Annotated in this window: 14 protein-coding genes; 3 read left to right on the top strand and 11 right to left on the bottom strand. The window is 44.7% G+C overall.

All coding sequences use genetic code 11. The features are described from left to right. The 4 genes from H539_RS0126435 to ssb all read right to left on the bottom strand — a co-directional run. Window positions 1-255: transposase (locus H539_RS0126435; protein ID WP_026696032.1), on the bottom strand; the 255-nt coding region annotated here is incomplete at its 3' end. 325 nt (window positions 256-580) lie between these two features. Next, complete coding sequence (locus H539_RS0126430; RefSeq protein WP_026696031.1) at window positions 581-1,036, bottom strand: helix-turn-helix domain-containing protein; 456 nt, start codon at window positions 1,034-1,036, stop codon at window positions 581-583. 291 nt (window positions 1,037-1,327) lie between these two features. Beyond that, window positions 1,328-1,609 carry a hypothetical protein gene (locus tag H539_RS0126425; protein WP_026696030.1) on the bottom strand — a complete coding sequence of 94 codons (282 nt, stop codon included), beginning with the start codon at window positions 1,607-1,609 and terminating at the stop codon, window positions 1,328-1,330. 25 nt (window positions 1,610-1,634) lie between these two features. Next, window positions 1,635-1,961, bottom strand: a complete 327-nt coding sequence (ssb, locus tag H539_RS29830) for a single-stranded DNA-binding protein (RefSeq protein WP_035324268.1) — start codon at window positions 1,959-1,961, stop codon at window positions 1,635-1,637. Between the two features lie 383 nt (window positions 1,962-2,344). Here ssb and H539_RS0126410 point away from each other — a divergent pair, with 383 nt between their 5' ends. Beyond that, entirely contained in the window at window positions 2,345-2,779 is a 435-nt protein-coding gene (locus H539_RS0126410) for a YwpF family protein (protein WP_026696029.1), read from the top strand. Window positions 2,780-2,825: 46 nt separating this feature from the next. Here the strand turns inward: H539_RS0126410 and H539_RS0126405 are convergent, their stop codons facing one another. Then, window positions 2,826-3,158: a hypothetical protein gene (locus H539_RS0126405; RefSeq protein ID WP_026696028.1), complete on the bottom strand. Its 333-nt coding sequence runs from the start codon at window positions 3,156-3,158 to the stop codon at window positions 2,826-2,828. 303 nt (window positions 3,159-3,461) lie between these two features. Here H539_RS0126405 and H539_RS0126400 point away from each other — a divergent pair, with 303 nt between their 5' ends. After that, entirely contained in the window at window positions 3,462-6,995 is a 3,534-nt protein-coding gene (locus tag H539_RS0126400) for a S8 family serine peptidase (RefSeq protein WP_026696027.1), read from the top strand. Window positions 6,996-7,226: 231 nt separating this feature from the next. Here H539_RS0126400 and fabZ read toward each other — a convergent pair whose 3' ends face one another. Beyond that, window positions 7,227-7,661 (bottom strand): 3-hydroxyacyl-ACP dehydratase FabZ, encoded by a 435-nt coding sequence (gene fabZ / locus H539_RS0126395; protein ID WP_026696026.1) that lies wholly within the window; start codon window positions 7,659-7,661, stop codon window positions 7,227-7,229. Between the two features lie 290 nt (window positions 7,662-7,951). On the opposite strand from fabZ, the gene H539_RS0126390 reads away from it, so the two are divergent. Continuing rightward, the gene (locus H539_RS0126390) at window positions 7,952-8,737 is read left to right on the top strand and encodes an aminoglycoside adenylyltransferase domain-containing protein (RefSeq protein ID WP_026696025.1); all 786 of its coding nucleotides are present in this window, start codon (window positions 7,952-7,954) and stop codon (window positions 8,735-8,737) included. 80 nt (window positions 8,738-8,817) lie between these two features. On the opposite strand, the gene H539_RS0126385 is transcribed toward H539_RS0126390, so the two are convergent. The 5 genes from H539_RS0126385 to spoIIID all read right to left on the bottom strand — a co-directional run bounded on the left by H539_RS0126385 (window position 8,818) and on the right by spoIIID (window position 12,634). Then, a complete protein-coding gene (locus tag H539_RS0126385; protein ID WP_425414773.1) occupies window positions 8,818-9,063 on the bottom strand; it encodes a DNA-directed RNA polymerase subunit beta in 246 nt (81 codons plus the stop codon). 84 nt (window positions 9,064-9,147) lie between these two features. After that, window positions 9,148-9,981, bottom strand: coding sequence for a flagellar hook-basal body protein (locus tag H539_RS0126380; protein ID WP_026696023.1), 834 nt, complete (start codon window positions 9,979-9,981; stop codon window positions 9,148-9,150). A 23-nt stretch (window positions 9,982-10,004) separates the two neighbouring features. Then, entirely contained in the window at window positions 10,005-10,844 is an 840-nt protein-coding gene (locus tag H539_RS0126375) for a flagellar hook-basal body protein (protein ID WP_026696022.1), read from the bottom strand. Between the two features lie 235 nt (window positions 10,845-11,079). After that, window positions 11,080-12,084 (bottom strand): rod shape-determining protein, encoded by a 1,005-nt coding sequence (gene mreB, locus H539_RS0126370; protein ID WP_026696021.1) that lies wholly within the window; start codon window positions 12,082-12,084, stop codon window positions 11,080-11,082. 277 nt (window positions 12,085-12,361) lie between these two features. After that, window positions 12,362-12,634: a sporulation transcriptional regulator SpoIIID gene (spoIIID, locus tag H539_RS0126365; RefSeq protein WP_026696020.1), complete on the bottom strand. Its 273-nt coding sequence runs from the start codon at window positions 12,632-12,634 to the stop codon at window positions 12,362-12,364. Window positions 12,635-13,346 lie beyond the last annotated feature (712 nt).

The following is a 13,346-nucleotide window of genomic DNA, read 5'->3' as shown; positions in this document are numbered from 1 at the left end:
CTTTTTTAAGATCTCCACCTCCTCCTGCAATTCACGAATTTCTTTCAGATACCGCTCTTCCTTCTTGGCCAGCTCAGAAGGGGTCTGATAAGCTTCCTTGTCCTGTTTCCCTTTGTTTCTACATTCCATGACCCACTTATTCATGGTGCCATAAGGAATTTCAAGCTCTCGAGACAGTTCACTCATCTTCCTGCCTTCCTCCAGGACTAATTTAACGACGTATTCCTTGTATTCGGGTGAATAGGTTTTTCTCATTTATTAACACGCCCCTAAGATTGTTAGTTAAAGTATATAAAATTGTCCTAGTGACGTGTCCACTTTTTAGACTACCTTCAAGTTTTCCCTTTATCTAAGCCAAAATCGCCTATATCCGAACTTTTTGGATCAATAAGGGGAATTTCTCCCTCTATTTAAGCCTTTTTTACTGGAAATTACTAATTAAAGGGAATTCCTCCCTTTATTTATCTGTCCGGGTACATCTCCTAATCTTCGCCAACCATGATCCTTGTGGCGGGTTTTTGAAGTAAAGAAAAAAGACGTATGCCATTTCATACGTCTTCTTTGTCATTCAGCTTTTATTTTATTTCATCTTTCTCTGGTATTTCGCAATTTCATCATCAATATCCAAAAGCTTCATCTGGAATTCCAGCTCCAGCTTTTTCTTTTTTCTTTTCAAGGATTCGATTTTTTCTTCTATATCTTCAGGCTCGTAGGAATCGGGATTGACCTGGCCGAATTCTGCCGTTTTGATTTTGTTCAGGCTTTTGGTTAAAAATTCCACACCCAATCCTGCCACATCCTTTGCCTTTGCATTATTTAGAAGATTGCTGCCGACCATTTCGATCAGGTTCTGCATTTTTGACAGCGAGGTGCCCGGAACACTGGACTTCTTCTCAACAAAATCCTCAAGCTTGCTGTCGTCCACTACATAGCTTTTACCGTCCTGGGTAGCTTCAAGCTCTCCTGTACGGATCCATCTGCGGACCGTTTCTTCCGAGACATTAAGCATTTCACTGATTTCTTTTGTACTAAGCATAATAAACCCCGCTTTCCATTCTTTATTCCCCACACACAACATAACACACATGTGTGTCAGAGCGCAATAATTATTTCCTATTTTTATCAATATGCCAATTTTCCTGCAGCGATTCTCTCCGTATGACTGTCCCGCATACTATTTCACCAGTACCGCCTCACTGCATATAAAAGCAAGATAATAAAAAGGACTGCCGCAGCAGTCCATCAAGAGGAACTTCAATTTTTTAGCGGAATAAAACGGGGAACTGCGGGGAGTAATTGAGGATATCATGGAAGATGGCCTGGCGGATCAGAAGGAAAAAGCGGTGTAGGTTGCTGTTTCTTCAGCCAGGAGGGTTCTTTCTGCGGACAGCTGGTCTTTATGATGAGCTTTCTCTAGCAGGAGCAGCCGCTCCTCGATTTTCAGGCTTCTTTCGTTCAATTGGGCCTCGGCTTTGAGCAGAAGCACCTGGATGCTCCGAAGCTGCTCCTGCCCTGAAAGAGTCTTCCCATTCATTCTGCCGACAAATGTAATGAGATCCGTGAGCAGCTCCTCCACCCGTTCCAATCTTGCACAGCTTTGGCAGGCCATAGCATTCACTCCTTTCTTCTAGTGCTTATGCAGGGCGCGGGCCGAGAAATTTTACAGACTCAGCAATCACTTCTGTAACGTAAGTCTTCTTCCCTTCCTGATTATTGTAATTCCGGGTCTGGATCCTGCCTGTCACACCGACCACCGAGCCCTTTTTACAATATTGGCTGGTCGTCTCCGCCTGCCTGCTCCAGAGAATGCAATGGACAAAGTCCGCCTCGAACTCTCCACGTGCATTTTTATAATTGCGGCTCACGGCAAGTACGACCGTCGAGACGGCTTTTCCTTCCTGGGTATAGCGCAGCTCGGGATCTCTTGTCAGGCGGCCGACCAAAGTGACCTGATTGATCATGAATCTCCCTCCCTTCCTGTCTTGTATTCTCATAATATAAACTTTTTCTTCCTGCGTAAAATGAGCTTATGGGCTGTAAGGCAGAGTTTCCTCCCTCAAAATTGCTTTTTTCCCTAGCCAAAAACCCCTTTTTCCAATAAAGGGGTCCCTAAAATACGATTTTATTACTTTCGATGATTTTCTACAGTTTTATTTCGACAAAATACACTGTGATCCTGAAAGCCTTATCGTTTTTTACCGCTTCCATCCTATGCTATAATAGTAAAAATCAGTGAAGTACGTCACCAACACTGCCATTTTCCCCTTACTCTCATCCAACCACTGTTTTGCCAGTGTTATGATCTCCTTAAAATTGGATATTCTATAGAGAATGGAGGCCGACAATGAAAACATTTAGACTGATTTCTCTTCAGATTGTCTCAAGCCAGCAGGTATTGCTTCCTGTTGAATTAGAAGACGGATTGATCATCAATAAAGAAGACGAAAAAAACAGATGGCTGATTGATGCCTTTATCTCCAAAGATACGTTTAAAGATATCGAGAAAGAATTAAATCCAGGAAACCAAATCTTCGTTTTAGCTGTTATTTCAAAAAAGGAAAATGAGCCTGTCCTTTATCAAACAACCATCTGTTCAATTGTGGAAATTGACGGAAAAGTGATTTTCCTTCTTGAAGGAACCATCAAAAGATCCCGCAATAAATATGCAGAAGTCCTTCTCGCCGACCTGCTGAGTGAAGGCCTGGAGGGAGACCGGCTGCTGGGTGAATTCAAGCAGAAAATCCGTTCCAAGCCGGCGCTGTCGGCCATAAAAGATTAACTGTGAAAAAGCCCCGTCATTATATAAAGGCGGGGTCCTTTGGTCCTTACCGGCTGTGGGGAGTTCGTTTTCCATTTTCCACATTATCGTAAGGATTGTCCTTGGTCTTATCTTTATTATGCTCATTATCTGTAGGATCTGCATCGCCCGGCACCTGTCCGTCATCATCATTCCGCTTCTGGTCCCCGACATCCGTATCCTGCTTGATTTTTTTGGTATCCTTCAGGTGTACATCTTCCCGGTCATGGTCCTTGTCATCTACTACTCCGTTATGGTTATCCTCCGGCGGCGGTTTCCGGTCTTCTTGATTTGCACCGCAAGCTGATAAAAGGACAAAAGACAGCGCGGACGCTCCAAGCAGCGCCAATAGCTTTTTCATATTTCCCCCTCCTTCCATCCTTTCTGTAATGAAAGCCTGACTTTAGCGTTTCCTTTTTTTCGAAAAATATTTAGTTATTTGACTCATTCCTAGATTATCCTCCACTAGTTAAAATCCCATACACCCTACTATTATTTTTTTATATGTTTTTTTCACACAGGATTTTCCATAGATAGGGAGAATATTAATTTCTATGAAACTATTTCCATAGTTTCCCTCGTCTTATTGTAGAGTGCATGAATCAAGAAAGGAGCATGCGGTTTTTAAGGCTTTACAAAAGAAAATCCATTTTGGGGGTATTTTATGAAAAAGCTTGTGAAAAATGTGGCTTTGTTGAGTATGTGTGCCGGACTGCTTCTTCCTGGGACAGCCAGTGCAAAAAGCCTGCAGGCAGATTTAAACCGGATTAAACACAATCATTCCAACAGTCAGGGCAGCACTAGAATGATGCAGTCCCTCGATGATTTAAAGCTCTACAGCAGCGACAAAAAAGCCGAAAAGAAACCACAGTTCAGTGATGATACCATTGTCATTAAATATAAAAGTCCATTATCAAGAGCCGAGCATTCCATCCTTGGCGCCTCCATCATCAAGCAGGACAGCGTCCATAAGTACACTGTAGTCAAGGTGAAAAATAAAGCTGCGCAGCAAAAAGCGCTTAAAGCGTATCTGAAAAATTCCAATGTCATTTCTGCCCAGCCTTCCGTCCTGTTCCAGCAGCTAGGAACGCCGGATCCAAAGGCTTTTAAACAATACCAGCTCTCCATGCTGCATGCAGACGAAGCACAGGCTCTTGCAGGAAATCGCAAGGTGAAGGTCGCCGTGATTGATACTGGAATTGATGTAAAACACCCTGAGCTTAAGAATAAAGTGATCAGCAGCTACAATGCGATCAATCCGCTGAATCCAGGGCTGCCCGATTCACACGGCACGCATGTGGCAGGCATTATCGCCGGAGAAAAGAATAATGGCATCGGCGGCTATGGAATCAACCCGAATGCCGAAATCCTTTCAATTGATATATTTAATAGAGGCTTCAGTACCACTGACTTTACCATCGTCCAGGCAATCGATAAAGCGATCGAGCAGGGTGCGAAGGTCATTAATATGAGCATCGGCTCCTGGTCGTCTTCCACCATCCTTGAGGAAGCCATTCAACGAGCTGTGAGCAAAGGAATTGTAATCGTCGCAGCTGCCGGAAACGATGCCATGGATATTCCAAATTACCCGGCCTCTTATGAAGGAGTCATCTCTGTCAGCTCTGTGGACAGCTCGAAAAAGCTCTCCTATTTTTCGAACTTCGGCCCTGGCATTGACATTGCGGCTCCTGGTGAAGACATCTATTCGTCCATCTATGAACCGGAAAAGCTTTCGAGTTTCCGAACCATGAGCGGAACCTCCATGGCTACGCCGATTGTCGCAGGAGCGGCTTCCCTGCTTCTTGCGAAGCATCCGGGCCTGACTCCGCAGCAGGTAGAATATATCCTGGATGCGACCGCCACAGATCTTGGATCAAAGGGATATGATACAAAGTACGGAAGCGGCCTTGTGAACCCCGCTGCCGCACTGAAATATAATATCAAGAACCTTCCGAAGATCCTTGTGAAGAAGTGGACGGATAAGGAAATCCAGAACGAGGCTTCCCGGGTCTACGCTGCTGCCCCGATTTCGATTTCGAAGGCCTTCACAATGCCTTCTGAACAGCATTGGATTCAGTTCGGCGTGACAGAGGGCGAGTATATACAGACTTCCTTAAAAAGTGCAGGCCAATATGATCATAAGTTAATGATTAAATTCTTTGCCAGCAAACAGTCACAGTCCCTTGAGGTCGACAATGTAAAAGAAGGAAAAAATGAAGGCAAGCTTATAAAAGCTCCATTCACAGGTACGATGGCAATCGGTGTGAAGGATGTGAATGGCCATTATGATGCTTCGAAAAGGGACAGCTATACACTTAACGTAGAAAAAGCAAAAAATCTTCCTGAGGATACTTCCACTCTGGAAAAAATGAAGGCTGTTTCTTCCCTGCCCTATTCAGATGGAGATAACACTTTCGCAAGCGGCGAGAAGGTCGATAATGACTTTTTTACCTTTACCGCTGATGCGGACAAGTTATACAGCCTGAAGCTTAGCGGTGTCGCCGGTGTAAACAGCACCATCAATGTATACCGTGAGGATTCCCTGATCCCTGAGCCGGAGCCGGGCGAGCCTCCGATGACCGAACAGGAAAAGCTTGAACTGCTGAAAAGCATGCTGGAAAGCGACAAATCCATGCCTGGCGATTTCCGGGCGAACCGCAATGGCTCAGGAGATGGCGAGACCCTTGCGTTCCCTGGTGAAAAAGGAGTCAAATATATTATCAAGGTATCCAATAAACCTGAGATGAACGAAGAAGAGGACTTTTTCATGTTCTTCTTTGGCCCATCCCCTGATAGCAACATGCAGCCTGAATCGTCCATTACGCCTTACACCCTGTCCATTTCCTCCCGCGAACAAAGCATAGATGAGGATGACTTTGGCATGGAAGGAACAGGCGATGATGAAGAAGGCGGCAGCGGTGATGAAGGAGATCTAAACGGAGATGGCCAGTGGGATATCGAGGATGAAATCCTGCAGATGCAGCAGCTCCTTGATTCCTATCAGGAACACGCACGTCCCTACCAGTTAGGAGATAAGGCAGCCGGTGCTCTGCAGAGCCAGGATGACACCGATATTTTCAGCATCAGTCCAGATAAATCAGGAATTTATAAGCTTAACATCCCTAAAACCAATGGACAGGGCTTCTCTGTAACACTGGTTCAAGCCACATCAGAAAAGCTTGATGATGGAAGAACCATCCCATCTCTCAGATATATCGGGGAAAACTCCGACTATAGCGGCTGGGGAGCGCTCAAAACCTATATGTATACAGGTCTGCAAAAAGGCGGGACCTATTATATGATCATTCATCCGAACTATTATGAAAATGACTTTAACTACGAAAACTATACGATCTCTTCTTCTTTCGTTTACGGAGATGCATCGGATAAGTACGAGGATAATGATTTATTCAAGGATCATGCGAAAACTCTTCCTGCTAATGGAAAAGTGACCGGCAATTTTGCCATGCCGGGGGATTTGGATGCTTTTTATTTCGCACCATCCCAGACTGGCATCTACAGTGTGCTTGCTGAAAGAGGAACAGCCAGTGCAGCTCAAAAGAGCCAGCTGCCTGCGGAATTGTTCAGTAAAATTTACACGCTCCCTGTCATTATTGAAGATGTAAATGGGAACCGAAAATACGACAAAGCGGATTATGACAGCTATAATATCCTGGAGTCCGGGTTGGAGACAGGAAATACCTACGGGTCATTTAAAGCCGTAAAGGGCAAGAAATACTTCATTGTACTTGATCACTTTACGGAGGGAGCCGACTTCAGCCTGCTTCCTTATCACTTGACCGTTGCCCCAGCCGTGACAGCTGATGAGGACGCCAAATCTACAGTCAAAAACAATGTACCGTCCAAGCCGATTGCCTTAAAGGCTGTGAATTCAAAGGTATTCAGTGCATCCGCTTATCTGAACAGCGGCAAAAAGAATGGGGATGAAGACTGGTTCACCTTTACACTCAAGAAGGATGCTTCCGTGAAAATCGACCTGATGGGAGGCAGCGAGGCAGATCTTTCTCTATCCCTCTATCAGAAAGGCAAGCTGTTGAATTTTGCAGACTACTATCCTGAAGGCGATAACGAGTGGCTCTCCAGAACCCTGAAAAAAGGAACCTATCATATCAAGGTCCGCGATTATTTCGGCAACTCGTCCATCAAGCCATATCAAGTCAAAGTTACCTTAAAGTAAGAAAAAAGGAGAGGCTCAGGCCTCTCCTTTTGTTTATGATCCCCAAAATAAAAAGCTGACCTGTATGCCTCAATCAGGCTGCAAGTCAGCTCCTTTTTTTAGGGAGAATCTATGGCTTACCAGACCATATTTTTCATGTTGAGTAAATGAATTACTATTAAACCTACACTACTATAATATCACCAAAGACCTATTTCTAAACAGGTTTTCTGGAAAAATTTTTATAAAAAATTATGCTTGCTTTTCTCCCAATGCGAACGTAATTTCGGCTTCGCAGGCCACTTCGCCGTCAACAGTCGCTATCGCCTTACCCTTTCCAACCGGTCCGCGGAGCCTTGTGATCTCCACTTCAAGGCGCAGCTGGTCGCCCGGCTTGACCTGTTTCTTAAAGCGGCAGCCATCAATGCCGGCAAAGAACGCCAAACGGCCGCGGTTTTCTTCCTTAATCAGCATAGCCGTCGCACCCACCTGAGCCAGTGCCTCCACAATCAATACCCCGGGCATTACCGGGTAATCAGGGAAATGTCCATTGAAGAATTCTTCATTAGCCGTCACATTCTTTATGCCGACCGCACGCTTTCCTTCCTCCATCTCTACAATTTTATCTACAAGCAGAAACGGATAGCGGTGCGGAATAATTTCTTTGATTTGCGTAACATCAAGCATATGGTTCCCTCCATCATTTTAGTATCTCTATTTTATCAGATTTAAGTGCCATTTTAAAATCTAGTGTTAAGAGTAAGTCCTAAGCTCTTTTTATACCGTTTTACAGACAGGAGAAGAGGCTGATTTCCACAGGGTGTCGGTGAGCCTCCCTCGGCTTCGACTGTACCTGCGGGATGCGCCTGCGCATCCATCCATCTGCATCCACAATAAGCTTGCATACCGAACTCATTGAAATCTACAATACTTATAAAATGACTTATCATAAAAATGCATTGAAGGGGATAAGGAAAATGGCTTATAACTGGGATACATGCCCTCCTGACACAAGACGTTTTGTCAGCCGGATTTTGCATGAAGTTAAAAAAGCGGTTGAGCAGAATGTTATTGGGTTTTATATTCATGGTTCATTAGCGATGGGAGGGTTTAATCCGAAAAGCAGTGATATTGATATTCTGGTCATAACGGCTGACCCCCTCCCAATAGACACCAAAATAAAGTTAGCGGAAGTATTCCTCTTCCTATCAAACAGGCCTTATCCAGTGGAAGTCAGCTTTATGAACGAAAAGCAGGTGAGGAATTGGCTTCATCCTTCGCCATTTGATTTTCACTACAGCGAGGCCTGGAGGGAGCGTTATGAGACAGATCCGCTTCTTTATTTAAGCAGTGACTCCATGACGGATCCTGATCTAGCTGCCCACTTAACCATCACGGCCAAGCGGGGAGTATGCATGGAAGGAAAACCCATAGAAGAAGTTATACCCTCCATTCCAGCTGCGCACTATATCTCGGCTATTATGGAGGACTTCCATGATTGTCTGGAACGGATTGAAGAGGATCCCATTTACTCCGTATTAAATCTGATCCGTGTTTTTTGGTACCTGAAGGAAGGAAAGATTTCTTCCAAGCAGGAGGCGGGCTGCTGGGCCGCTGCTTTTTTTCCAGAAGCATTGAAAGATCTGATAAAGAAAGTGGTTGATAGTTATGAGAATGAAGAAGAGAAGTTTGAGAGAGAAGATCTCTTGGCGGTGAAGTCCTACATCTACAATCAGGTCCAGGAACAGCTGAAAGGAACTTGAATTCTATCGATTCCGGTTTTTGGAGCAGCAAAAAAGACATCACATACATGCAATGTCCCAAGTTCCTGCTACTCCGCCGCTTACTTCACGCCTTGATTCACTAGGTCGCTGATATGGGTCCAGGTGGATGATTTAAACACATCAAAAGGCTTTCCGTTTCCTAGGATGCTGTATCCTACTATGGCCCCCGCTGATACGGAAATAAGAATCAGCGCAGCTACGATGATGATTCTCAGCCAGATGGGAATCAATCGTACGCGGACTTTTTTCTTCGTATTCCCCTTCACTGATTCCCTTTTTTCTTTTTGATATTTTTCTCTAGACATGCTCATCGGTTCCATCCTTTATGCTGCCTCTCCTTCGGTCACCCGCTGTCCGCAAGCCTCTTTGTGAATACCGCAGTTTCTAGATCAGCGTATCCCATTCACGAGGCCGGCCATTTGATCTGCCATTGTGACGGTGCGAGCCTGAAATTGATATGATCTCTGAACATTCATTAGGTCAGTCATTTCCTTTGATAGATCTACATTGGAGGATTCCAGCGCTCCCTGCTGGAGTGAAATAGTATTTCTTAATCCGCCGTTAAGATCAGTATATACCTCATTCGCTGATACTCCAAGACTGTTGAGATTATTTGGAAGGGCCAGCATATTTTCACCCTTCTGCTCTAGAAATTGAGGCTTCTGAACGGAAACGATGCCTAGGTCAAATGTCTGGGTTCCCCTATCTTCTGTAACGGCCGTCAGCTGCCCGTCTTCCCTGATCTTCAGGGAGGTGATATCACCCTGTATGACAATAGGCTGATTCTGGCCGTCAAGTACAGACTGGCCATTCCCGGTAACAAGCATCATGGAATTCTGGCCGGAAGGAGATAGGTAAAACGCTCCATCCCGTGTGAATTGCAGGCTGTTTCCTTCTCCTCTTACTTTAAAAAACAAATCTTTTTTCGTGAGGGCCACATCCAGATCGCGTTCTGTCTGTTTGACACTGCCCTGAGTCAGCACCATGCGGGACTGCGTCAGTTTTGCCCCTGTTCCCATTCTGAGTCCAACAGGTGTCAGCCTGCCTTTTTCTTTATCGTCCCGCTCCTGATTCTTAAACTCCTGGGCAAGCAGGTCGGTAAAATAGGTTTCCCGTTTCTTATAACCATTTGTTTCTATATTGCTCATATTATTGCTGATTATATCCATCTTCTTTTGAAGCTGGCTAAGAGTGTTGGTTGAGCTGATTGTCATTCTGTCCATCGTTTTTCTCCTATGCTGCCATATTATCCGATCCGGCCGACTTCATTCACCGCTTTATCCATGCTCTTGTCATATGCCTGAAGAACCTTCTGGTCAGATTCAAAGGAACGATAGGCTGTCATCATGTCGGTCATGGATTTTGACTCGTCTACATTGGACTGCTCGACTGCTCCCTGCTGCAGCTTGAATTGGACGTCTCCCCGGTTATAGGCACTTCCTATCGCCTGGCCCTGCTCTGCACGGAAAAGGCCGTCTCCTTCTTTTACGAGCCTGAAAGGATTATCTGCAAGCACAATTCCAAGGCGTGCGATTCTCCGATTATTTTCTGAGATTGTTCCATCCTCTTCAACCTTGAAGTCTTCGCTGGTAAGCTGGATGGGCTTTCCCTGATCATCCAGCACATAATTTCCGCTGGATGAAGTCAGATAGCCTGCAGCATCCAGAGTAAAACCTCCGTTCCTTGTATACCTGACCTCCCCATTGGCATTGGATACGGTAAAGAAGGTAGCACTCTTCCGCCCATTATCCCTGCTTACAGGTACATTCATATCCTGGAGGGCCAGATCGGTATTTTGATCAGTCACAGTCACATTCCCTTGAGAGAAATCAGGGGCAGCCTCCTGCATGTACACTCCTGCACTCAAACTGCCAATATACTGATTGACGGGCAGGGACAATTTGCGCTCCACAGGCACCTGATTGCTCCCGAGACTGCTTAAAAACATTTTTGGAAAAGATCTTAATGAAGATTGGTCGGCTTTATATCCGGGGGTATTTGCATTCGATATATTATTGGACAGCATTTCGGTACGGCGCTGCTGGGAGAGCATGCCGGATGCAGCTGTATAAAATCCTTTAAACATATAGCACCTCAAGTTAGTGAAAATATCCAGTGGCATTTCGATTTATATCATTATACTTAACTTATCGGCGCTCTGGACGAGAAGTTAACGTAATTCTGCGAAATTCAAGCATATTCCTGAAAATCCCAGGAAGCCGGGAGATGTTTACTGGAAGAAAAACGGTGGAATAGAAAAAAGGGATCCGCGTTCGCACCTTTCCTTTACAAGCTTTATGAACTGCGGGTCCCTTATCCTGTTATACTACAAATCTGCGTTTTGGGAGCTTGTCCATGTTGTCAAGCATCACTCCGGTACCAATCGCTACACAATCCATTGGATTTTCTGCAACAAGTACAGGAACCTTTAATTCTTCAGCCAGCAGCTGGTCCATGCCGTGAAGCAGGGCACCGCCCCCTGTCAAAATCACTCCGCGGTCAATGATATCCGCTGACAATTCTGGAGGAGTGCGCTCCAATACGCTTTTTGCCGCCTGGACAATAACTGCCACAGACTCCTTAAGCGCTCCCGAGATTTCATCTGATTTCACCGTAATGGTTCTAGGAAGACCTGAAACCATATCGCGGCCCCTGATATCAATTTCTTCATTCCTTGAGCCAGGAAATACAGTCGCAACCTTTAATTTAATTTCCTCTGCGGTACGCTCTCCAATGAGCAGCTTATACTTACGCTTAATGAAATTCAGAATTTCAAGGTCAAACTTATCTCCGGCCATTTTAATCGATGAGGAAGTCACGATATCACCCATGGATAGAACCGCAACATCTGTGGTTCCCCCGCCTATATCGACAACCATATTTCCGCTTGGCTGGAAGATGTCCATTCCGGCACCGATGGCCGCAACCTTTGGTTCTTCCTCCAGATACACTTTTTTCCCGCCGCTTTTTTCAGCCGCTTCTTTTATAGCTTTCTGTTCAACACTCGTGATGTTGGTCGGGCAGCAGATCAAAATCCGCGGCTTGGACAAGAATCCCTTTACATTCAATTTATTTATAAAATGCTTAAGCATTGCTTCCGTGATGTCAAAGTCTGCGATGACGCCATCCTTTAGCGGACGGATCGCCACAATATTTCCTGGGGTACGCCCCACCATTCTTCTGGCTTCCTCGCCAACCGCCAGTACGCGGTTCGTATTTTTATCTATGGCAACTACTGAAGGCTCATTTAGGACAATCCCTTTTCCTTTAACGTGTATAAGTACGTTGGCTGTCCCGAGATCAATTCCTATATCTCTTGCGAACATTAAATTTAAATCCTCCTTACAAACTTCTCTTGCATAAATTTTCTAACACTGTCCTAATTTACTATTTTATCACATCACTGGGGAAAGAAGTAAGAAAACCTTAACTGAGAATATCCTTTTTTCCGGGACTAATACCCTACTGTATGAATAACCCCGATTTTCACACAATCTTGATATTTTCTCACAGATTCCTTAGTTAATCCTTAACTTTTCTTTATTATGATTATTTATTTTTTTAAAAAAGTAAAATGCCGGCGGATGCCGGCACTTCCTTTCATTATTTAACGGTTTCCTCTTCGTACTCAGGCTTCTTGTACTTCATCTTTGTTGCTTCTCCTCCGCGGAGGTGCCGGATTGATTTATGGTAATCCAAAATATCCTTCACCTCATTCGCAAGCTCCGGGCTGATTTCTGGCAGCCTTTCTGTCAAATCCTTGTGGACAGTACTTTTGGATACACCAAACTCCTTCGCGATCACGCGAACCGTTTTTCTTGTCTCCACGATATACTTTCCTATCTTGATAGTTCTTTCTTTGATGTAATCGTGCACACCCTCGTCCTCCCCAATTTGAAGTGAGAGGTGTGAAATGAGCTTCGCTTATATATATAAACTACTGCTTTTCCTTCATCCAATTATATGCAATCACAGCTAAGTTCTTAGTAGCATCAGGCGTCTCCTCACCTCAGACACTCTCTGTTTCAGAAGTTTTTGTAAGGTTTTTAACAGTTTATTAGCTTGGTTTAAGATATATTCACAATTTAGTCAATTAGGACAAGGCTGCGGCTTAATTTTCGATTTACTAAGACGGAATTCAGAATATTTCCCGAGAAATTTGTCGGTTTTAGGGAGGAGGCGTGAAAGCCGTTTTACTGACCACTCCTGCAGAAGCAGCATACGTCTTAAAATTCGTAGAATATAATGACTTATCAAGTCATTGGATTCTGAGAATCCCCTTTAACGGACAAAACCCCAGATGCCAGGCACTGGTTTGTCCTTGAGAACCCTTCTAATGGACACTTCTCATGTCACCACGCCTCCGTTTATCCTTGAGAGCCCTTCTAATGGACAAATCTCCTGACTCCGTTGTCTCTGTTTGTCCTTGAGAACCCTTCTAATGGACACTTCTCCTGACGCCACGTCTCCGTTTGTCCTTGAGAACCTTTCTAATGGACACTTCTCCAGACAACAGGTCTCGCCTTGTCCATGGGAGCCCTTCTAATGGACACTTCTCCAGACAACATGCCTCCGTTTGTCCTTGAGA

Source organism: Peribacillus kribbensis DSM 17871 (assembly GCF_000430765.1).
Classification (GTDB): Bacteria; Bacillota; Bacilli; order Bacillales; family DSM-1321; genus Paraperibacillus; species Paraperibacillus kribbensis.
This window is presented reverse-complemented; position numbering and strand designations above follow the sequence as displayed.